This window comes from Lutibacter flavus, assembly GCF_900188355.1.
Lineage (GTDB): Bacteria > Bacteroidota > Bacteroidia > Flavobacteriales > Flavobacteriaceae > Lutibacter > Lutibacter flavus.
The window spans coordinates 245,694-265,474 of the sequence record NZ_FZNX01000002.1; the positions used below are offsets into that span (position 1 = coordinate 245,694).

The following is a 19,781-nucleotide window of genomic DNA, read 5'->3' on the forward strand; positions in this document are numbered from 1 at the left end:
AATAAAAATGAGAATATTTAAACCAATGTTTGTAACAGCAATAGCGGTTGTTACGTTAGCAAGTTGTAGTTCTGTAAAAAACATGGCAGTACCAACTATGGATACAGCTGTTTCAATTGCAGCAAAAAAAGGAGCAGTAAGTGATGAACAATTTAACCATTGGGCGCATGCTGATTTGGCTACAGATACAATTCCAGGTATGAGCGTAGATAAAGCTTACAAATTTTTAGAAGGTAAAACTGGAGAAACTGTAATTGTTGCTGTGATTGATTCTGGAATTGACATTGAACATGAAGATTTAAAAGATGTTATTTGGACAAATTCAAAGGAAGTTGCAGGTAATGGAATTGACGATGATAAAAATGGATATATAGATGATATTCACGGTTGGAATTTTTTAGGAGGTGATGGTGTTGCAGCTCCTGAACAGTTAGAAATTACAAGAATTGTTGCCAAATTAAATAAACGATTTGAGGGTAAAACAGATACAGATATAAGTGAAGAAGAAAAAGAAAGTTTTGCAGAGTACCAAAAATATTTAGATGCTTACAAAGCTTCATCTTCAAGACATTTTCAAACATTAACTCGATTAGAGCAAATTGGAGAAAATTACGCTGCAATCAAGAAATTCTTAGGAAAAGATAGTGTTACACTTGAAGATTTACAAGCTGTAAAAACGGAAGATCAAAAATTGCAAGCTCAAATAGGAGATGTTTTAGGCTTAATTGGAAGAGGATTAGATGAAAAAGCATATTTAGAATACTATGAAACTCAAAAGAAAAACAAAAATTACGATTTTGATTTTGATGGTAGAGCAATTGTTGGTGATAAGCCACAAGATATTAATGACAAAGTTTACGGAAACGCAAATGTAATTGGTTCAAAAGATGAAGAATCTCACGGAACGCATGTTGCAGGAATTATTTTAGCAACACGTAACAATGGTATTGGATTAAATGGAGTTGCAAATAATGCAAAATTAATGTCTGTAAGAGCTGTTCCAGATGGAGATGAGCGCGATAAAGATGTTGCTTTGGCAATTAGATATGCTGTTGATAACGGTGCGAAAGTTATAAATATGAGTTTTGGTAAAAGTTTTTCACCATACCGTCACTGGGTTTTTGATGCAATTAAATATGCTGAAGAAAAAGATGTTTTATTAGTTCATGCAGCTGGAAACGATCATAAAAATATTGATGTTAGTGATAACTGGCCAAATGATTCTTTGGATAAAATTAATGAAATTGCGGATAATGTGTTAACTATTGGAGCAATGAGTGTTAATTATGATGAAAATTTGCCAGCAACTTTTACAAATTACGGACAAAAAAATGTAGATGTATTTGGTCCTGGAGTTCAAATTTATTCAACAGTTCCAAACAATGAATATGCAAAATATAATGGTACTTCAATGGCATCTCCAGAGGTTGCAGGTGTTGCTACGTTAGTAAGATCTTACTATCCTCAATTATCTGCTAGTCAGGTAAAGCATATCATTATGAATTCTGGAACAGCAATAGATATGCAAGTAATGTTGCCGGGATCTCAATCACAAGAAAACCCAGCAGGCAAAAAAGTGAATTTTTCTGAATTATCAATTTCAGGAAAAGTTGCAAATGCTTATAATGCTTTGATTTTAGCCGATAAAATGGTTAACGGTAAGTAATAAATTATAATATTCTGTTAAAAAGCACACTCAATTAGAGTGTGCTTTTTTGTTTTATACGGATATGTTTATATTGCGACTTTATAATCAAATTCAATGAAAAAAATTCTTCCCCTTCTATTCTCTTTTTGTACATTTTTAATATTTGCACAAAATAACACTTCTTACTGGCAGCAACATGTAGATTATACGATGGATGTAGATATTGATGTTGAAAAATATCAATACACTGGTACTCAAAAGTTGGTGTATACAAACAATTCTCCAGATGAGCTAAGTCAGGTTTTTTATCACTTATACTTCAATGCATTTCAACCAGGAAGTGAAATGGATGCCAGATTACAATCTGCTGTAGACCCTGATGGTAGAATGGTAACTAATATTGGGACAAAAGATAACCCAATTTACGAAAGTAGAATTGCGAAGTTACAACCAAATGAGATAGGTTATTTACAAGTACAATCCCTAAAAAAAAATGGTAAAAATGTAAATTATTTTGTTGAAGGAACTGTTCTTGAAGTTGCTTTAAACACACCAATTAAGCCAGGTGAAAAAGTTGAATTTGAAATGAATTTTAAGGGACAAGTTCCTGTTCATATTAGAAGAGCTGGTAGAAATAATGAAGATGGAGTAGCGCTTTCTATGGCACAATGGTATCCAAAAATGGCCGAATATGATTTTGAAGGGTGGCACGCTCACCCGTATATTGCACGTGAATTTCATGGGGTTTGGGGAGATTTTGATGTAACTATTCATATTGATAAAAATTATACTGTTGGCGGTACAGGATATCTTCAAAATCCACAAGAAATAGGTCACGGATATGAGGATACAACAAAGAAATTAAATCTTAAAAAAGGTGAAAAATTGAGATGGCATTTTGTTGCGCCAAAAGTTCATGATTTTACTTGGGCGGCAGATCCAAATTATGCTCATGATATCTTAAAAACAAAAAGCGGAACTGAACTCCATTTTTTCTATAAAAACACAAAAGAATATAAAAAAGCATGGAAAAAAGTTCAGCCTTTAACTGAAAAAGCATTGGATTTTTTCAATAAAAATATTGGAGAATATCCATACAAACAATATTCTGTTATCCAAGGAGGTGATGGAGGTATGGAGTACGCAATGTGTACATTAATTTCAGGAGGAAAAAGCCTAAATAGTATTGTGGGTACGGTTTTTCATGAACTTGCACATTCGTGGTTTCAACATGTTTTAGCTTCAAATGAAAATAAACATTCTTGGATGGATGAAGGATTTACTTCTTATATCTCTGGACTTGCTTCTAATCTAATTTTAAGAAATGGTGACGGAAAACCTTCGGGCAGAAATTATGGAGGTTACTATTATGCAGTTAAATATGGAATCGACGAACCTTTAACAACACATGCAGATAGATTTAACATTAACAGTGCATTTAGCATTGCAAGTTACACGAAAGGAAGTATGTTTTTAACCCAATTAAACTACATTATTGGAGAGGAAAATGTAAAGGAAACTATTAAAAAATACTATAACGATTTTAAGTTTAAACACCCAGCACCTAATGATATTAAAAGAACCGCCGAGAAGGTTTCAGGAATTCAATTAGACTGGTATTTAAATGAATGGATTGAAACAACCCATACAGTAGATTATGCTGTCGCAAAAGTTGAAGATAAGACAATAACCTTAGCAAGAGTTGGGGCAATGCCAATGCCTATTGATATAACTGTAACTTATAGTGATAAAACTACAGAAGAATTTAATATTCCATTACGAATGATGCGCGGCGAAAAACCAACATCAGCTACAATTATAAAGGATTGGACCTGGGCACATCCAACCTATTCTTTTTCTGTTGATAAAGAAATTAAATCTGTTCAAATTGATCCTTCTGGTTTAATGGCTGATATTGATAAAGCAAATAATAGTTTTTCAATAAAATAAATTTCCAATTAAATGCTTTATAAGAGGCCATTTGAAAAGTATCATTTTATGTCATATTGAGCTTGTCGAAATATTTTAACTTACTGATAATCATTATTGAAAAGCTTAACTTGACAAATTAAATTAAAAAACTGTATCAGAAAGCCTCTATTATTTATTCAAATTATAAAAGAGTTAATTAATATGCTTTATTTTTAGCTTTAATTTCATTTCTTACCATTTTTCCTGAGGTTGTAAGATCAGATTCAGCCCAACCACCTGTTGCACTTGCACCTGGAATTAATGCTGCTGCTAATTCCTCTTTATCTGCAACTGACCAGTTACAATGAGAAATTTTATGTTCATCTAAAAACTCCCACCAAACTTTAGCTTCTTCAGCATCAATTGAATCATCTCCAGAGGCTTGTGTGGTTCCATATTCAGTAACAAAAATTGCGATGTTATTGTTTAGTGCCAACGTTGCAATATCTCTAAGATATTGTTTGTGCGTAGCTGCATAATAATGCAATGTATATGCTACATTTTCATCATTAATTTTATTACCAATTACGTCGTTTACATTTTGAGACCAATTTCTTGTTCCACAAATAACAATATTATCAGCATCAAATTTTCTAATTTCTGCAATTACTGCTTCGTGATATGGTTTTAAAACGTTGCGCCAAGAAACATCTAATGGTTCATTATATGGTTCATAAATAACATTTGGATAGGACCCATATTTTTCTGCCATTTCAGCAAAAAAGGATTTAGATGCTTCTAAATGATTTTCGGCTTCGTGATCGTGCCAATCTATAATTACATAAATTCCTTCGGCAATAGCAGCATCTACAACAGCCATCACTTTTGCTTTTTCTATCTCTGGATTTGCTAAATAACCGTCGTGATCAACAGCCATTGCAGCTCTAACAACTGTGCATTTCCAATCATCTTTTAGCCATTTTACAGTTTCGGGAGTATAATATTTACCAATCCACTGACTCCAAAAAAATGACATTCCACGAAGCTGAACAGGGTTCCCATTTTTGTCTAAAATTTTATTTCCAGAAACACTTAATTGTCCATATTCTTCAACTACTGAAGCAAAAGTTTGTGTCTCTTCAGTTGGTTGTTCTGTTTCTTCGGTTACTTCTTCGTTATTTTCTGTTTCAGTAATAGGTTCTTCTGAAGAAGATGAATTTCCACAAGAAATAAATATTGATAAAATAACAATGAAAATATAGTTTTGAGCGAAAAATGATTTTAAATGCATCTTTTAGAGTTTTAATTTAGTTCAAAATTAAATAGAAAAATAATAATAGTTTAACACTAATTACTTAGAATATTATACAATATTGTCAATTAATTTCTTTTTTTGTTAAAACTCTTTTAATGATTATTTTAGTACTAGTTAAAATAGTAAATTTAAAATTGAATTTAAAACAACTTAAATGAAACAGCTAACTTTTTTATTTATTTCACTTATTTTAATAGTTAATATAAAGGCACAAGAAAACCAAAAACAGGATGAATTACCTTACTACGAAGTTCCAGAATATACTAATGAATATTCAGCAGGAAGTGTTGCTGCAAGAATGGTTGATGGTTTAGGCTTTAGATACAGATGGGCCACAGAAAATTTAAATGAGGAAGATTTAAACTACAAACCGAATGAAAATAGTCGTTCTATTGAGGAGACTATAGATCATATTTTAGGATTATCGAGAGTAATTGTAAATTCAACATTAAAACTAAAAACAGATTTTACCAAAGAGCAACCAACACTTTCATATGCTGAAAAGCGCAAAGTAACTTTGGAAAATTTAAAAAAAGCAAGTGATATATTAATAAGAGCTACAGATTTGGAATCTTTTAAAATAGAGTTTGTGTATGATGGTGGTTCAGCTGAATATCCTTTCTGGAATCAAATTAACGGGCCAATTGCTGATGCTATTTGGCACTCTGGCCAGATTGCTAGTTTTAGGCGTTCTTCAGGGAATCCAATAAGCCCAAAAGTTCAATTTTTACAAGGAACAATTAAAGAGTAATTACTTTTTTATAAAAGTACATTTTTCACACGACCAACCTCACCTGTTTCTAGTTGTACTTTTATGCCATGGGGATGGTTTGGTGAATTGGTAAGAATTCTTTTAACAAAACCTTCAGTTAATTCACCACTACGTTGATGATTTTTTTGAACTACTTCAACTTCAGAACCTATTTGGATGTTTTTTCTAAACCTTCCGCTAATTTTATTATCTTCCATTAAATTTATTTTTTAATAGTAAAAATAAATTTAGACCCTTTATATAATTCTGATTGAACTCTAATTGTACCGCCACTTTTTTCTACTAAGTTTTTTACGGTTGCGAGTCCAATTCCATTTCCAGAAAGGCCAAATTTATCTTTTAATGTTACAACTTCGAAAATTTTAAATATTTGTTCTTGATGTCCTAATGCAATTCCAGGGCCGTTGTCTTGAACATAAAATTCATAACTACAATCTAATTCTTTTACTCCAATTTCAATTTCAACTGTTTTTTTATCGTTGTACTTTATTGCATTTGCAATCAAATTTATTAGAATTTGCTCCAGAACAATTTTATTAACATAAATTTCATTTACGGTTGATTTCAAATCTATACTTAAATTTTTTTCATAAGTGAATAGATTGAATATTTCATTTTTTAAAATTTCAAGATTTAAGTTTAATTTTTTTTCTTTTAAATATTGTTCGCTTTTACTGTTTTCAAGTAAACCATCAATTAAACCTCTTAATTTATCCGATGCTCTTTCAATTATATTCAACATTTTTTGACCATTTGGGTCAATTTTTGAAGCGTATTTTTCAGAAAATAATTTAGTTAAACTTGAAATTCCAATTAGTGGTGATTTAAGATCGTGAGCTGCTACGTGTGCGAATTTTTCTAAATTAATATTTTTATCTTCTAATTTGGAAAGTGCTTTTTCTAATTTAATTTTATTCTTTCTTAAATTTAATAAAATCATTACCTGATTAGATAATGCGGTTAAAGATTGCAATTGTTTTTCATTTAATTTATTAGGTTTATGATCGATAACACATAAAGTACCTAAAGCAAATCCATCATCACTTACTAATGGTACTCCTGCATAAAATATTACGAGTGGATCTCCGGTTATAAGTGGATTGTCATGAAAACGTTTATCTTCTCTTGCATCAGGAACCATTAGGATTTCTTGAGGCTCATTAATAGCATGAGCACAAAAAGCATATTCTTTTGGAGTTTCTGTGGCATTTAACCCGTGATGCGATTTAAACCATTGTCGTTTGTCATCTATTAAACTAATAAGTGAAATAGGAGTATTACATATCTCTGATGCAATTGCGGTTAAATTATCATAGTCAATTTCAGAAAGGGTGTCAAGAATTGAAAAAGAATTTAATTCATTTAATCTTTCAGCTTCATTTTGGGGTTCTTTGGGATATTCCATACTTCATCATTTTTCTTTAACGGATTCTTACTCTTGGGAAGAATAAAAATGGGTAATATTTTGCAATTAATTTTGGGGGAAGATACAATAAACTTTTAAAAAAAAGTATTATAATAATACAGATACAGGATAATTTAGTTGATGTTTACCGTAGTTTTTGGTATGATTATAACATGTAAAAATTACGTATAAGCTGAGTTATTTCACGCATATTTTAGTATTTATATTAAAAGATAACTAAGATTTTCTTTTTCTATGTTTTTTTAACCTTTTTGGACCATACCAAAGCCAAAAACCAGTTATTGTAAATAATAATAAAGCCAATCCCATAATTGAAGTGTAAATTACTTTAATTGGTTTTGTGGAATTATTAAAAAAAGTATCTAAAAAACTACCATCATGTAAGTTTTCTATAAAATCGGAATGCCTTTTACCTAAATTAAGAAGCTCTCCTGTTGCACCATCTAATTGAACTTCCCAATAGTGATTTTCAAAAACAAATTTAACCAACCCTTTATTTTTTCTGATATCAATTCTATTCAATTTTAAAGATAAGTTTGGTGAAATTGAATCATGTAAAATAGCACAAGCATTTTTATGTAAACTATCTATTGGTAGCCATTTATTTAATTCAACTGAGCTTCCTTGCTGATTTTTCGGTAAAATAAGTCCGTTACTGTTGTTTTTCCACCCTAATAAAAAACCTGTTATTGCAATAATAAAGAAAAATATAAATAGTGTAGCACCAGTTATTCTATGTACTTTTCTGAAATTTCTTAATATTTTTGCTTGTTGTTGTCTTGAGTTCAATTTCTTCAAAAAAAATACTTTTTTAGTTATTACTTTCTACTTTTTCAATTACGCCTTTTAGATTTAATTTTTCCTTAGGAATAAATCCCTTTAAAATTAACACAACTCCAAAAACCATTAATAAAATTCCCATTGCACGTTTAATTTTATAAGTAACATATGGTGTTAGATATTTTTTTAATTGTTTTGCTAGCATTATTTTTCCAACATCAGTAATAAAATAACTTAATAAAATAACTGAAAAGTAATTAAATATTTTCCCAGAATCCATTTGTAAATTTGAGCCAACAACTACTATCATTCCTAACCAAAAGGCTAAAACACCAATGTTTATAAAGTTTAGCAAAAACCCTTTAATAAAAAGTTTTATATAATTTGTTTTTTCAGGTAGTACTAAAGTTTCATCTTGAACTACTCTTTTTTGACTTTTATCTAAAAAAGTTATGATACCATAAACCAATAAAATTAATCCACCAATATAAAAAAGTCTTGGGTCATCTTTTATTTTTTCAAGTAAACTTTTACTACCATAGTAGGCAATTAAAATAAAAGCAATATCACCTAAAACAACACCTAAATCAAAAGAGATTGCTGCACGAGCTCCTTTTATAATGCTGGTTTGAATAAGCATAAAAAAAACAGGACCTATCATAAAGGCTAGGAAAAACCCAATAAGTACTGCTTCTTTAATCTCGTCAAATACCATTTAATTTAAATTGTTTAATGAAAAGTGAAATTACTATAAATTATTAAACATCATCGTAATCAATGGTTAATTTTTGTGTTATTGGATGCGCTTGGCAAGTTAAAATTATACCGTCATTAACTTCTTCTTCCGATAAAATAGCGTTTTTATCCATAACAGCTTTTCCTTCAGTAACTTTAGCCATACAGCTACTGCAAATTCCACCTTGACAAGAGTAAGGAGCATCTAATCCTTCTTTTAAAGCGGCTGTTAAAATAGTGGTTTTAGAATCCATTGTAAAAGTGGTTTCTTCATCGTCTACTATAACAGTTATTTCACAAGCCCCTTCGTAAACGGTAGTTGGTTCACTTTTGGATGAAACAGGTGTAGAAAATAATTCAAAACGAATGTTTTTTTCATCTAAACCATTTTCAATTAAGGTTGTTTTTGCAACATTAATCATAGCTTCTGGGCCGCATAAAAATGCTTTGTCAAAAGTTAAATTTTTAAATTTATTTTTAGTTACAAAATTGATATTTCCAGGGTCAATTCTTCCAAATAAAGTATTTTCTTGCTGTTCTCTGCTAAAAACATATTGCACATTAAATTGATTTGGATATGCATTTATTAAATTGTCAATTTCAGTTTTAAAAATTGTTTCAGCCTTTGTTTTATTACCATAAATTAATGTAAAAGTACTATTTGGCTCTTCGGTTAGAGTAGCTTTTATCATTGCCATTACTGGTGTAATTCCACTTCCGGCTGCAATTGCTAAGTAGTTTTTAGAGGAGTTTGGTGAAGCTTCTAATATAAATTTTCCTTCTGGTTTAGAAGCATTTAATGTATCACCCTCTTTTAAAATAGTACAAGCAAAAACAGAGAAAGTTCCGTTATCAACTGCTTTTACTGCAATACGAAGTTCACCACTGTTTGGCGCTGAACAAATTGAGTATGCTCTTCTTAATTCTTCTCCTGCAATTGTTTTTTTTATGTTAATGTACTGTCCGGCTTTAAATTTAAATTCATTTTCCAGTTCAGATGGAATATCAAATAAAATTGAAACTGTATTTAAGGTTTCCTTTTTTATTTCTTTTATAGTAAGTGTGTGAAATTTCGACATGATCAATTATTTAAGGCTACAAAAGTAGTTAAACTAAATTCAAATTTTGGTGAAAAATAATACATAAGATTGTTATACATAAGAAAATTATGCATATATTTGAAATAGATACTAATTAAAATGGGAAATCAAAAATTATATAAAGGCTCTTTACAAACCATAATTTTAAAATTATTGGAAGAAAAAGACAAAATGTATGGTTATGAAATTACACAAAAAGTAAAGGAATTAACCAAAGGCGAATTGAATATCACAGAAGGTGCTTTATACCCGGCATTGCATAAATTAGAAGCCGAAGGTTTGCTAGATGTTGAGGTTGCAAAAGTTGATAATCGTTTACGCAAATATTATAAGTTGACTGAAAACGGCACCAAAGAAACTGCAAGTAAGTTAGCTGAAATGGAGGAGTTTTTAAGAACGATGCAAAGTATTGTAAATCCAAAATTTAGTTTAGAATAAAATTGCTGCTATGAAACTAAACAAAGAACAATTACAGGAAATAGAAGGTTATTTAACAAAAAAAGGAGTTAAATATATTGATATACGTTTTGAAATTTTAGATCATATTTCAACAGATATTGAAAATTTAATGGAGATAATCTCTTTCGAAGAGGCTTTTGAAAAGGTTAAATTGAAATGGAATAAGAATTTTGTAAATAGATCTAGTTTTTGGTTAGGGATAACTAATTCTGGACCGAGAATTTTTATTGATAAATGTATAAGAATTTATAAACCATTGTGGTTTAAATCATTGTTTTTAATAGTGGTTTTTGTTACGGTTTTTTATAGTGTAAACAATATTTTAGATTATTCGCTGGTTGGTTATGAAAACTATGTTTCATTAATAATATCAATAGGATTTGCTTTTTATATTGGCTTAATTATTTTTTGGTATATAAGAATGAAAATGAAAAAGGCAAATACAACTTATAGTTATTTGTATTACAAACAAATTATGCCAAATTTATTTTCAGTTTTAATTCTTAACCCATATATGCATAATAGCTATATAACAAGAGAACATAAGTTTAGCTTTATTATGTTTACAGGGTTATTTATTTTCTTTTTAACCGCTTTAGGAGCTAATTACTTTTACAAAAAACATTCTGAAACTGTTTCAAACTATAAAAATTATTTGTTAAAATGAAACTAACCCCAAATCAAATACAAGAACTTTACAAATTTACACGTCAACATTATGTAGAACATTACGATGTCCAAACCGAGTTAGTAGATCATTTAGCCAATGATATTGAACAAATTTGGCAAGAACAACCTAAGCTTTCTTTTGAGCAAGCTAGAACAATTTCTTTCAAAAAATTTGGTGTATTTGGATTTATGGAGGTGGTTGAGGCAAGAACAAAAGCATTAAGCAAAAAGTATTGGAAACTAGTTTGGGGAATTTTTAAGCAGTTTTTTAATATTCCTCATATTCTTATTACAATAACAATATTTTTAGCGCTTTATGTCTCGTTTCAAATTTTTCCTGCAAAATGGTTAATTGTTTCAATTGGCATTGGAAGTATGCTTGTTATTGGTACACGCTTATTTTTGCTAAATAAAGAAAAAAAGACACGCTTTAAAGAATCAAACAAAAAATGGTTGTTTGAAGAGTATGTTTTTAATTTAGGGGGAAGTATCGGATTTATTAATTTGTTTATACAAACTGCAAATCTTTCACCTTTAACAATTTCAAATATTGCAATTGTTGTTACCTCAATCATATTAACTTCATTATTTTTATTAATTTATATCATCACTTTTATTTTACCATCTAAAATTGAAGAAATTTTAGAAAATCAATACCCAGAATATAAAATGGTTTAATTTTATCTGTAACAAATCAAGTTAAAAACATACTTATTAACCATAAAGCCATAAAAACTACCCAAATGATTAAACACTTTTTAAATTTTGAATGGAAACAATTTTTTCGTTCATCGTATTGGCAAAAGAGTATTGCACTGAATATTCTTCTTGGTTTTTTTGCCTTGTATATGATTTTATCTTTTTTAGTTTTAGGTGTAGCTATATACCCATTATTAAAAAAGGAGTATCCAGAATCTGATCCTTTAATTATAGTTAATGGATTTTTATTTTATTGGTTTTTAGCCGATTTAGTAATGCGATTCTTTTTGCAAAAACTTCCGGTTATGAATGTTAAACCATTTTTGGTTTTACCTTTAAAACGAAGTAAAATAGTGAATTATGTACTGCAAAAATCTGCACTTTCATTTTTTAACTTTCTTCCACTATTTGCAGTGATACCTTTTGGGGTCGTATTAATTTTTGAAGATTACAGCTTAACTACAGCGTTAATTTGGATGCTAACAATGGTGGTGTTTTCGCTAATAATTAACTTTGTAAATTTTATAATTGAAAGTAAATCTGCCGAAACTGAATTAAGTTTTCTTCCAATAATTGTGATTGCAACAGCTTTGTTTGCATTAAATTATTTTGAAATTGTATCATTTTCAAAATTAGTAGCTTCCGCAATGAATGCTATTACAGAAAATCCGTTTTTAGTAACAGTTCCTATCCTTGTTTTAATAGGTGTGTATCTCGCTAATTTTTCAATTTTAAAGCAAAAATTATATATAGACTCGTCATTAAAAGCCAAAACTGAAATAGCCAATACTTCAAATTTAGAATGGACCAAAAAATTTGGTTCTATTGCCCCATTTTTACAATTAGATTTAAAATTATTGTGGAGAAATAAAAGACCGCGATCCTCCATATTTATTTTAGCAATTGGTTTGTTATATGGTTTATTCTTTTACCCAAATCCTATGTATAGCGATTTAGAATGGCTTTATGTTTTTGTTGGAGTTTTTGTTACAGGAATTTTCATGATCAATTTTGGGCAATTTATTCCGGCTTGGGATAGTGGTTATTATAAGTTGTTAATGAGTCAGAATATTAAATATAAAGAATACCTTAATTCTAAATATACATTAATGATAATGGTAAGTATTATCATGTTTGTTTTAAGTATTCCATATGTGTATTTTGGATGGAAAATACTAGCAGTTCACTTTGCAGCACTAATTTATAATCTTGGAATAAATGTATATATATTGCTGTATGCTGGTTCTTTTAATAGAAAAAAAATAGATTTAACTCAAAGAGCTGCATTTAACTATCAAGGTACTGGTGCAGTGCAGTGGCTGGTTGGATTTCCTTTATTATTTATTCCTGTTGGAATTTTCTTAATACCATATTTCACCATTGGTTTTGAAGCTGCAGTAGCAACTTTAATAATATTGGGCGTAATTGGAATTGTTTTCCATCAAAAAATAATGAGTAGTATCGTGAAAAAATACCATAGTTCAAAATATAAAATGATAAGTGCTTTTGAGCAAAACAACTAACTAAATTATTTCATTTAAAAATAATAAAAATGATTATAGCAACTGAATTATCAAAAAAATACGGAGAAAACATAGTTTTAAACATAGAATCATTGGAAATACCAAAAGGACAAGCATTTGGTTTGGTTGGTAATAATGGAGCTGGTAAAACCACTTATTTTAATTTATTATTAGATTTAATAAAACCAACAACAGGAAATGTTTTTAATAACGAAATACAAGTAAACAAAAGTGAAGACTGGAAGCCTTTTACAGCTGCTTTTATTGATGAAAGTTTTTTAATTGGTTATTTGACTCCTGAAGAATATTTCTATTTTATTGGCGAATTACGTGGAATGAACAAAGCAGATATCGACACTTTTTTAGCTCAATTCACCGAGATTTTTAATGATGAAATTTTAGGAGGAAAAAAATACTTGAGAGATTTATCAAAAGGAAATCAGAAAAAAGCTGGAATTGTTGCTGCTTTAATTGGAAACCCTGAAGTGATAGTTTTAGATGAGCCATTTGCAAATTTAGACCCTACAACACAAATTAGACTTAAAAAATTGTTGAGAGATCTAACAAAAAACAGCAAAGCAACTATTTTAATTTCTAGCCACGATTTAGGTCACGTTACTGAAGTTTGTGAGCGAATTGTTGTATTGGATAAAGGAAATATTGTAAAAGATATTAAAACATCTGAAGAAACTTTAAAAGAGTTGGAAGCCTATTTTTCGGTGTAAGTAAGTTAAATACACATAATTTTGTATTTTTACAATCCTTTTGCAATAATTACGTTAAATACTAAGTTAAGAGGTAGGTAAAAATAAAACTCTATTGAACAAAATTTTTAAAATATTTGTAAGTTTTTTAGCGATGCTTCTTATTGTTGGTTGTTCAACAAAAAAAGATGCCTTTTTAAATAGGAATTTCCATTCTATTAATACCAAATATAACATACTTTATAACGGTCACGAAGCTTTAAGAATTGGTTTAGAGCAATTAAATGCCAATTATGAAGATAATTTTTGGGAACGTTTACCTGTAGAGCCCCTAAAAGTTGATGTTTTGGCATTACCAGGAATGGCTGCAGAAACTGATGCTTCTCCAAAAGAATTTGAAAGAGCCGAAGAAAAAGCAGTAAAAGCAGTTCAAAAACATTCGATGCTTATTGCAAGGCAAGAACGTAATAAACAAATAGATGATGCTTATTTGTTATTAGGTAAAGCTCGGTATTATTCTAAAAGATTTGTTCCTGCGTTAGAAGCTTTTAATTATGTTATTAGTAATTATCCAAGAGCAAACTTAATTAATGAAACAAAAGTTTGGCAAGCAAAAACACTAGTTCGCTTAAGAAACGAAGAACAAGCGATTGAAAATCTACAATCCTTATTAAAAGACGAATCTCTAAAAGACCACATAATTGAAGATGCAAATTCGGCATTGGCAATGGCTTATGTTGGTTTAGATAGTGTCACCAAGGCTTTATATCATTTAAATAAATCGGTTTTAATTATAAATAAAAATAGAACGATAGCGAAAGCTATGATAACCAAGAAAAAATCAAATGTTGAAAAGTTAGTTTTAACAACAAATAATGTTGAACAAACAGCAAGAAATTTATTTATTATAGGTCAGCTTTATAAAGAACAAAACAATATAGATTCTTCTAATATTGCATTTAATACTTTGGCAAAATTGAAAAAAGCGCCAAAAAAATATAGTGTAAGAGCTCAGTTAGAATTGGCTAAAAACGCAAATACTAAACAGCGTTTAGCTTATTTTTTAGAAGTGCTTAAAAAAATGATTAAAAACAGAGATAATAAACCATTTTTAGATGAAATTTATTATCAAGCAGGAATTATTGAAAACACTATTAATTCTGAAGGCGCAATAGAATATTTTAAAAACTCTTTACTTGCTAGTGATATAAATAATATTCAAAAAGAACTTTCTTATGAAGCAGCTGGAAATTATTATTTTGATAAAGCAAAATTTGCTGTAGCTGGAGCTTATTACGATAGTATTTTAGGAATTACAAAAGATGAAAATTCTAAACGAATTAGACGTTTGGCAAGAAAAAGAAATAACTTAAATGATGTTATTTTATATGAAAATATTGCAAAAAACAACGATAGTATTTTAGATATTGTTGCAATGAGTAAAGAGGAACAATCAGACTTTTTTACTACCTACATAGAAAAATTAAAGGCAGAAGATGAAAAGCAGCAGGTATTATTAACTTCAGGAAGTGGATTTTTAAGTGATGCCAGTAAAAAGGGAGAAAAAGGTACAGGTAAATGGTATTTTTACAATTCACAAACACTGGGATTTGGAGAGCAAGAGTTTAAAAAAGTTTGGGGTAACAGACCGTTAGAAGAAAATTGGAGATTAAGTGATAAAACTCAAATTAATTTCCAAGGAAATGAGTTAGACATTGTTCAAACCACTAAAAAAATTGACGATTCTAAAAAGTATGACCTTGCATATTATTTAGAGAATATTCCTAGTGATTTATCTAAAATTGATAGCATTAAACAAGAACGTAACAACGCTTATTATAAATTAGGTGTAATTTATAAAGAGCAATTTAAAGAACCAGTTTTAGCAATTGATAAATTAGAAAACCTACTTTCTTTTAATCCAGATGAAAATTTGGAGGTTCCGGCAAAATATCATTTATATAAAATATATTTCAGTCAAAATAATACAAAAGCAGATGAATTAAAGAAAGATATAGTTTCTAATTTCCCTGATTCTTTGTATGCTAAAATTCTATTAAATCCTGATGCAGTTCAGAACGAGGATAAAACAAATTCCCCAGAAAGTGAATATGCCTTAGTTTTTTATGAGTATAAGGATAATAAATTTGACAGTGTTATTGAAAAAGCCAATTTAGCAATAAGCAAGTTTGAAGGTCAGTCAATTGTTCCAAAGTTTGAATTATTAAAAGCGTATACAATTGGTAAAAAAGAAGGTTTAGAAGCTTTTAAAACTGCTTTGGACTTTGTAGCTACAAATTACCCAAATACTGAAGAAGGTAAAAAAGCATTAGAAGTAATAGATACCATAAAAACAAAAATAGAACCCTAACCCTAAAAGTATAGTAATCATGTTTTCAGAAAAAAAAGACAAACAACCACAAGTTTTAGAACGAAATATAATTGGAAAAAACACCTCAATAGTAGGAGACGTTATTTCTGAAGGAGATTTTAGAATTGATGGTAAAGTTGAAGGGACTATAAAAACAAGTGGTAGAGTTGTAATTGGTAGTTCTGGTAATGTAAGTGGAAAAGTTGATTGTAGTAATGCGGATATTGAAGGGAAATTTTCAGGAGAATTACTTGTAAATAGTCTATTAACCTTAAAATCAACTGCAAAAATAGCTGGAAATGTTGTTATAAGCAAATTATCTGTAGAGCCAGGTGCAGAATTTAATGCAACTTGCTCTATGAAAGGTTCGGTTAAGGAATTGAAAAATGAACAAAACACCAAAGAAAAAACAGCTTAATAAATACATTCATTTAACTGGAATTGGATTTCAAATGGGCGCTACTATGTATTTGGCAGCCTATTTAGGTAAAAAATTAGACAATTATTTTCAAAACGAAAAAAAGATTTGTACGCTGCTACTACTATTATTAGGGTTAGGTGTTTCAATTTGGAATGTATTGCGACAATTAAAAAATATAAATGATAGTAAATAATTTATGAATCAAATTTTTAAACAATTTGTAATCGCTCTTTTTTTATTTGTAGGTTTAGCTTTTGCACTACACCTTTTATTACTTAATGTTGCAGACTTGCCTCTATTCGAAAATAAAATTATTGCATCCTATATTGTAAATATTATTTTAGCTCTTATAATTTTTACTGGACTGTTTTTATTAAGAAATAAATTTAAAAATCAAATCGGATTTCTATTTATGGGTGGAAGTTTTCTTAAGTTTTTTGTTTTCTTTCTTTTTTTCTTACCTGTTTTTAAAGAAGATGGAACTACAGATAAACTAGAATTTGCTTCTTTTTTCGTTCCTTATGCTGTTTGTCTTTTAATAGAAACATTAGGAGTTATGAGACTTCTTAGGGACTAGAATTTCAGCTCTTTTTATTCTTATTTATACTGAATAAAAACAAAGGATAATTTATTTTTGATTTTTAATTTAAAAACATACCTTTGCAGCTAATTTTAAGCAACTACTATTAGCTAATTAATATGTATCGAAAAAATCTAGTTAAAACGCTCACTTTGTTGTTATTTGTAATTGCTTTTTCAGCAAACGCACAACACGAAGAAGCTCATGTTGAAGAAACAAAACTAAGTACACAAGACACTGAAAAACTTGAGCGTAAAGAATACATTAAGCATCACCTTTTAGATTCATACAGTTTCAATTTGTTTTCCTACGAAAAGGACAATGGAGAAACTGCACATGTTGGATTTCCTCTACCAATTATTTTAATAGATGGTGGTTTGCAAGTTTTTTCTTCATCGAAATTTCATCATGGAGAAACTGTTGCCGAAAATAATGGAAACTTCTATAAATTAGATCACAACAAAATATATAAAACGGACGCAGCTGGTACAATTGAATATGATGAGCATCACCATGCAACAAACGAGAAGCCTTTAGATTTTTCTTTCACTAAAGGAGCGTTTATGATTTTACTAACATGTATATTAATGTTTTGGTTATTTACCAGCTTAGCAAAATCTTATGTTAAAAATGGTGGAATCTCAAAAGGATTTGGAAGATTATTTGAGCCAATTGTATTGTATATTCGAGATGATATTGCAATTCCAAATATTGGAGAAAAGAAATACAAAAAATATATGCCATATTTATTAACTATATTTTTCTTTATATGGTTTTTAAACATGTTTGGATTAACACCATTTGGTGTAAACGTAACAGGAAATATTGCAGTAACCGTTGCATTAGCTTTACTAACGTTTTTAATTACAAATTTTACAGGAACAAAAGATTATTGGAAACATATTTTTGATCCTTTAGGTGATACCTTGCCTTGGTTTGGTAAAATCCCTTTATACATTATTTTAATTCCAATAGAATTATTAGGAATTGTTATCAAACCCTTTTCATTATTGATACGTTTGTATGCAAATATGCAAGCAGGACATATTGTATTGGGAAGTTTAATTGGTTTAATGTTTTTCTTTAAGAGTTGGTTAGGTAGTCCAATGTCATTTGGGTTGGCTTTTGCAATTTCTTTAATTGAAGTATTAGTTGCCTTATTACAAGCATATATTTTCACAATGTTATCTGCTTTGTATTTTGGTTTTGCTTCAGAAGAACACGAACACCACGAAGAATCACCAGCTCATTAAATTGAGTAACAACCTTAGCAAAAAGCAAAGGGTTTAAATTGAATGTTTAATTTTTAATTATATATATTATGGAAATCCCAGTAATGGTAGGAGCAGGTTTAGTAGTTATCGGTGTAGGTATCGGTATTGGTAGAATTGGTGGTTCAGCAATGGACGCAATCGCCCGTCAACCTGAAGCTTATGGAAAAATCCAAACAGCGATGTTGATTGCAGCGGCGCTTATTGAAGGTATTGGATTTGCTGCATTATTCGCAGTTTAATTCTTACAAATACTAACAACTATAGCGGTTGGTTATAGTTGTTAGTTATTTAAAATATACTGAATAAAATTATAAAAATATAGAATGGAAAAATTATTAAATGAGTTTTCACTAGGATTGTTCTTTTGGCAATCAGTTTTGTTTATTTGCCTTCTTTTATTATTAAGAAAGTTTGCTTGGAAGCCAATCTTAAACGCCGTTAATGAGCGTGAGGAAGGTATTAAAGATGCATTAGCATCTGCAGAAGCGGCTCGTAAAGAAATGCAAAACTTGAACGCAGACAATGAGCGTATTTTAAAAGAAGCACGTGCACAGCGTGATAGTCTTTTAAAAGAAGCACGTGAAATGAAAGAAAATATTATTTCTGAAGCAAAAGGTGAAGCTCAGGCTCAAGCTAATAAAGTGGTTGAACAAGCACAAGCTACAATTCAAGCTGAAAAACAAGCTGCAATTACAGATCTAAAAAATCAAGTTGCAGAATTATCAGTTGGTATTGCAGAGAAAGTTGTAAGAGGTGAATTAGCGGATAAAAACAAGCAAATTAAACTTGTTGAAGAACTATTAAAAGAAGTAACTATTAGTTAATAATAATTATGAGCGGATCTAGAGCGGCAGTAAGGTATGCAAAGGCAGTATTAAATTTTGCACTTGAACAAAATAAAGAAGTTGAAGTGAATAGTGATATGTTGTTGGTTGCAGAAACTATTGATGAGAGTAAAGATTTACAATTATTGTTAAGTAGTCCAGTTTTAAAAACTGATATAAAAAGAGCAGCTTTAAAAGAAGTTTTTTCTAATAAAATCTCGAGCTTATCAATTGGTTTATTAGATCTTTTAGTTGATAATAAAAGATTGCCAATATTAAGTGATGTTGCAAAAGCATACACAGTTATTTTTGATAAGTTAAAAGGAATTGAAGTAGCTAAAGTAACTTCAGCAGTTCCGCTAACGGAAGCTTTAAATAAACAAGTTTTAGCTAAAGTAAAAGAAATTACAGGAAAAGAAGCAACAATTGAAAACATAATAAATCCTGATATTATAGGTGGGTTTATTCTTCGCATTGGAGATGTTCAGTACGATGCAAGTATTTCAAATAAATTACAAGTATTAAAAAGACAGTTTGAAAGCGAAAATTAGATTTCAAATTAATAATAAA

The 19,781-nt window shown here is 29.5% G+C and carries 22 protein-coding genes; 16 read left to right on the top strand and 6 right to left on the bottom strand.

Features of this window, described 5'->3' with window-relative positions:
* Positions 1–7 precede the first annotated feature (7 nt).
* Both CHB63_RS07245 and CHB63_RS07250 read left to right on the top strand, forming a co-directional pair.
* Complete coding sequence (locus CHB63_RS07245; RefSeq protein WP_089377787.1) at positions 8–1,666, top strand: S8 family peptidase; 1,659 nt, start codon at positions 8–10, stop codon at positions 1,664–1,666.
* Positions 1,667–1,762: 96 nt separating this feature from the next.
* Positions 1,763–3,598: a M1 family metallopeptidase gene (locus tag CHB63_RS07250; protein WP_089377788.1), complete on the top strand. Its 1,836-nt coding sequence runs from the start codon at positions 1,763–1,765 to the stop codon at positions 3,596–3,598.
* 178 nt (positions 3,599–3,776) lie between these two features.
* Here CHB63_RS07250 and CHB63_RS07255 read toward each other — a convergent pair whose 3' ends face one another.
* Entirely contained in the window at positions 3,777–4,850 is a 1,074-nt protein-coding gene (locus CHB63_RS07255) for a glycoside hydrolase family 5 protein (RefSeq protein WP_089377789.1), read from the bottom strand.
* A gap of 178 nt (positions 4,851–5,028) precedes the next feature.
* On the opposite strand from CHB63_RS07255, the gene CHB63_RS07260 reads away from it, so the two are divergent.
* The gene (locus CHB63_RS07260; protein WP_089377790.1) at positions 5,029–5,625 is read left to right on the top strand and encodes a hypothetical protein; all 597 of its coding nucleotides are present in this window, start codon (positions 5,029–5,031) and stop codon (positions 5,623–5,625) included.
* Between the two features lie 8 nt (positions 5,626–5,633).
* On the opposite strand, the gene CHB63_RS07265 is transcribed toward CHB63_RS07260, so the two are convergent.
* The 5 genes from CHB63_RS07265 to CHB63_RS07285 form a co-directional block, all read right to left on the bottom strand.
* Positions 5,634–5,843, bottom strand: a complete 210-nt coding sequence (locus tag CHB63_RS07265) for a YwbE family protein (protein WP_317043597.1) — start codon at positions 5,841–5,843, stop codon at positions 5,634–5,636.
* A 5-nt stretch (positions 5,844–5,848) separates the two neighbouring features.
* Positions 5,849–7,051 carry a sensor histidine kinase gene (locus tag CHB63_RS07270; RefSeq protein WP_089377791.1) on the bottom strand — a complete coding sequence of 401 codons (1,203 nt, stop codon included), beginning with the start codon at positions 7,049–7,051 and terminating at the stop codon, positions 5,849–5,851.
* A gap of 237 nt (positions 7,052–7,288) precedes the next feature.
* Positions 7,289–7,870, bottom strand: a complete 582-nt coding sequence (locus CHB63_RS07275) for a PepSY domain-containing protein (protein WP_089377792.1) — start codon at positions 7,868–7,870, stop codon at positions 7,289–7,291.
* A gap of 13 nt (positions 7,871–7,883) precedes the next feature.
* The gene (locus CHB63_RS07280) at positions 7,884–8,567 is read right to left on the bottom strand and encodes a LysE family translocator (protein WP_089377793.1); all 684 of its coding nucleotides are present in this window, start codon (positions 8,565–8,567) and stop codon (positions 7,884–7,886) included.
* Positions 8,568–8,610: 43 nt separating this feature from the next.
* Positions 8,611–9,666, bottom strand: a complete 1,056-nt coding sequence (locus CHB63_RS07285; protein ID WP_089377794.1) for a 2Fe-2S iron-sulfur cluster-binding protein — start codon at positions 9,664–9,666, stop codon at positions 8,611–8,613.
* 120 nt (positions 9,667–9,786) lie between these two features.
* Between CHB63_RS07285 and CHB63_RS07290 the strand changes: the two genes are divergently transcribed.
* The 13 genes from CHB63_RS07290 (at position 9,787) to atpH (ending at position 19,762) form a co-directional block, all read left to right on the top strand.
* Entirely contained in the window at positions 9,787–10,125 is a 339-nt protein-coding gene (locus tag CHB63_RS07290; RefSeq protein ID WP_089377795.1) for a PadR family transcriptional regulator, read from the top strand.
* Between the two features lie 10 nt (positions 10,126–10,135).
* Positions 10,136–10,813, top strand: coding sequence for a hypothetical protein (locus tag CHB63_RS07295; protein ID WP_089377796.1), 678 nt, complete (start codon positions 10,136–10,138; stop codon positions 10,811–10,813).
* Positions 10,810–11,493: a hypothetical protein gene (locus CHB63_RS07300; protein WP_089377797.1), complete on the top strand. Its 684-nt coding sequence runs from the start codon at positions 10,810–10,812 to the stop codon at positions 11,491–11,493. Before CHB63_RS07295 ends, CHB63_RS07300 begins: the two co-directional genes overlap by 4 nt.
* A gap of 65 nt (positions 11,494–11,558) precedes the next feature.
* A complete protein-coding gene (locus tag CHB63_RS07305; RefSeq protein WP_089377798.1) occupies positions 11,559–13,037 on the top strand; it encodes a DUF5687 family protein in 1,479 nt (492 codons plus the stop codon).
* A gap of 29 nt (positions 13,038–13,066) precedes the next feature.
* Entirely contained in the window at positions 13,067–13,762 is a 696-nt protein-coding gene (locus CHB63_RS07310; RefSeq protein WP_089377799.1) for an ABC transporter ATP-binding protein, read from the top strand.
* A gap of 94 nt (positions 13,763–13,856) precedes the next feature.
* The gene (gene porW, locus CHB63_RS07315) at positions 13,857–16,112 is read left to right on the top strand and encodes a type IX secretion system periplasmic lipoprotein PorW/SprE (protein ID WP_141107283.1); all 2,256 of its coding nucleotides are present in this window, start codon (positions 13,857–13,859) and stop codon (positions 16,110–16,112) included.
* 19 nt (positions 16,113–16,131) lie between these two features.
* Positions 16,132–16,530, top strand: coding sequence for a bactofilin family protein (locus CHB63_RS07320; RefSeq protein WP_089377801.1), 399 nt, complete (start codon positions 16,132–16,134; stop codon positions 16,528–16,530).
* Positions 16,499–16,726, top strand: coding sequence for an AtpZ/AtpI family protein (locus CHB63_RS07325; RefSeq protein WP_089377802.1), 228 nt, complete (start codon positions 16,499–16,501; stop codon positions 16,724–16,726). Before CHB63_RS07320 ends, CHB63_RS07325 begins: the two co-directional genes overlap by 32 nt.
* Positions 16,727–16,729: 3 nt before the next feature.
* Complete coding sequence (locus CHB63_RS07330; RefSeq protein ID WP_089377803.1) at positions 16,730–17,110, top strand: DUF6168 family protein; 381 nt, start codon at positions 16,730–16,732, stop codon at positions 17,108–17,110.
* A gap of 122 nt (positions 17,111–17,232) precedes the next feature.
* Positions 17,233–18,366: a F0F1 ATP synthase subunit A gene (gene atpB / locus CHB63_RS07335; protein WP_089377804.1), complete on the top strand. Its 1,134-nt coding sequence runs from the start codon at positions 17,233–17,235 to the stop codon at positions 18,364–18,366.
* A gap of 68 nt (positions 18,367–18,434) precedes the next feature.
* The gene (gene atpE / locus CHB63_RS07340; protein WP_166204812.1) at positions 18,435–18,626 is read left to right on the top strand and encodes an ATP synthase F0 subunit C; all 192 of its coding nucleotides are present in this window, start codon (positions 18,435–18,437) and stop codon (positions 18,624–18,626) included.
* An 84-nt stretch (positions 18,627–18,710) separates the two neighbouring features.
* On the top strand, positions 18,711–19,211 hold the full coding sequence (locus CHB63_RS07345; protein WP_089377806.1) for a F0F1 ATP synthase subunit B: 501 nt from the start codon (positions 18,711–18,713) through the stop codon (positions 19,209–19,211).
* Between the two features lie 8 nt (positions 19,212–19,219).
* A complete protein-coding gene (gene atpH / locus CHB63_RS07350; RefSeq protein ID WP_089377807.1) occupies positions 19,220–19,762 on the top strand; it encodes an ATP synthase F1 subunit delta in 543 nt (180 codons plus the stop codon).
* The last annotated feature ends 19 nt before the right edge of the window (positions 19,763–19,781 follow it).

Bases quoted from the DNA above. Each gene is read 5' to 3' on its own strand.
- CHB63_RS07345 (WP_089377806.1), top strand. From the start codon at position 18,711: ATGGAAAAATTATTAAATGAGTTTTCACTAGGATTGTTCTTTTGGCAA.
- atpH (WP_089377807.1), top strand. From the start codon at position 19,220: ATGAGCGGATCTAGAGCGGCAGTAAGGTATGCAAAGGCAGTATTAAAT.
- atpB (WP_089377804.1), top strand. From the start codon at position 17,233: ATGTATCGAAAAAATCTAGTTAAAACGCTCACTTTGTTGTTATTTGTA.
- CHB63_RS07280 (WP_089377793.1), bottom strand. From the start codon at position 8,567: ATGGTATTTGACGAGATTAAAGAAGCAGTACTTATTGGGTTTTTCCTA.
- CHB63_RS07305 (WP_089377798.1), top strand. From the start codon at position 11,559: ATGATTAAACACTTTTTAAATTTTGAATGGAAACAATTTTTTCGTTCA.
- atpE (WP_166204812.1), top strand. From the start codon at position 18,435: ATGGAAATCCCAGTAATGGTAGGAGCAGGTTTAGTAGTTATCGGTGTA.
- CHB63_RS07255 (WP_089377789.1), bottom strand. From the start codon at position 4,850: ATGCATTTAAAATCATTTTTCGCTCAAAACTATATTTTCATTGTTATT.
- CHB63_RS07250 (WP_089377788.1), top strand. From the start codon at position 1,763: ATGAAAAAAATTCTTCCCCTTCTATTCTCTTTTTGTACATTTTTAATA.
- CHB63_RS07265 (WP_317043597.1), bottom strand. From the start codon at position 5,843: ATGGAAGATAATAAAATTAGCGGAAGGTTTAGAAAAAACATCCAAATA.
- CHB63_RS07300 (WP_089377797.1), top strand. From the start codon at position 10,810: ATGAAACTAACCCCAAATCAAATACAAGAACTTTACAAATTTACACGT.
- CHB63_RS07310 (WP_089377799.1), top strand. From the start codon at position 13,067: ATGATTATAGCAACTGAATTATCAAAAAAATACGGAGAAAACATAGTT.
- CHB63_RS07285 (WP_089377794.1), bottom strand. From the start codon at position 9,666: ATGTCGAAATTTCACACACTTACTATAAAAGAAATAAAAAAGGAAACC.
- CHB63_RS07245 (WP_089377787.1), top strand. From the start codon at position 8: ATGAGAATATTTAAACCAATGTTTGTAACAGCAATAGCGGTTGTTACG.
- CHB63_RS07320 (WP_089377801.1), top strand. From the start codon at position 16,132: ATGTTTTCAGAAAAAAAAGACAAACAACCACAAGTTTTAGAACGAAAT.
- CHB63_RS07325 (WP_089377802.1), top strand. From the start codon at position 16,499: ATGAACAAAACACCAAAGAAAAAACAGCTTAATAAATACATTCATTTA.
- CHB63_RS07330 (WP_089377803.1), top strand. From the start codon at position 16,730: ATGAATCAAATTTTTAAACAATTTGTAATCGCTCTTTTTTTATTTGTA.
- CHB63_RS07260 (WP_089377790.1), top strand. From the start codon at position 5,029: ATGAAACAGCTAACTTTTTTATTTATTTCACTTATTTTAATAGTTAAT.
- CHB63_RS07295 (WP_089377796.1), top strand. From the start codon at position 10,136: ATGAAACTAAACAAAGAACAATTACAGGAAATAGAAGGTTATTTAACA.
- CHB63_RS07270 (WP_089377791.1), bottom strand. From the start codon at position 7,051: ATGGAATATCCCAAAGAACCCCAAAATGAAGCTGAAAGATTAAATGAA.
- CHB63_RS07290 (WP_089377795.1), top strand. From the start codon at position 9,787: ATGGGAAATCAAAAATTATATAAAGGCTCTTTACAAACCATAATTTTA.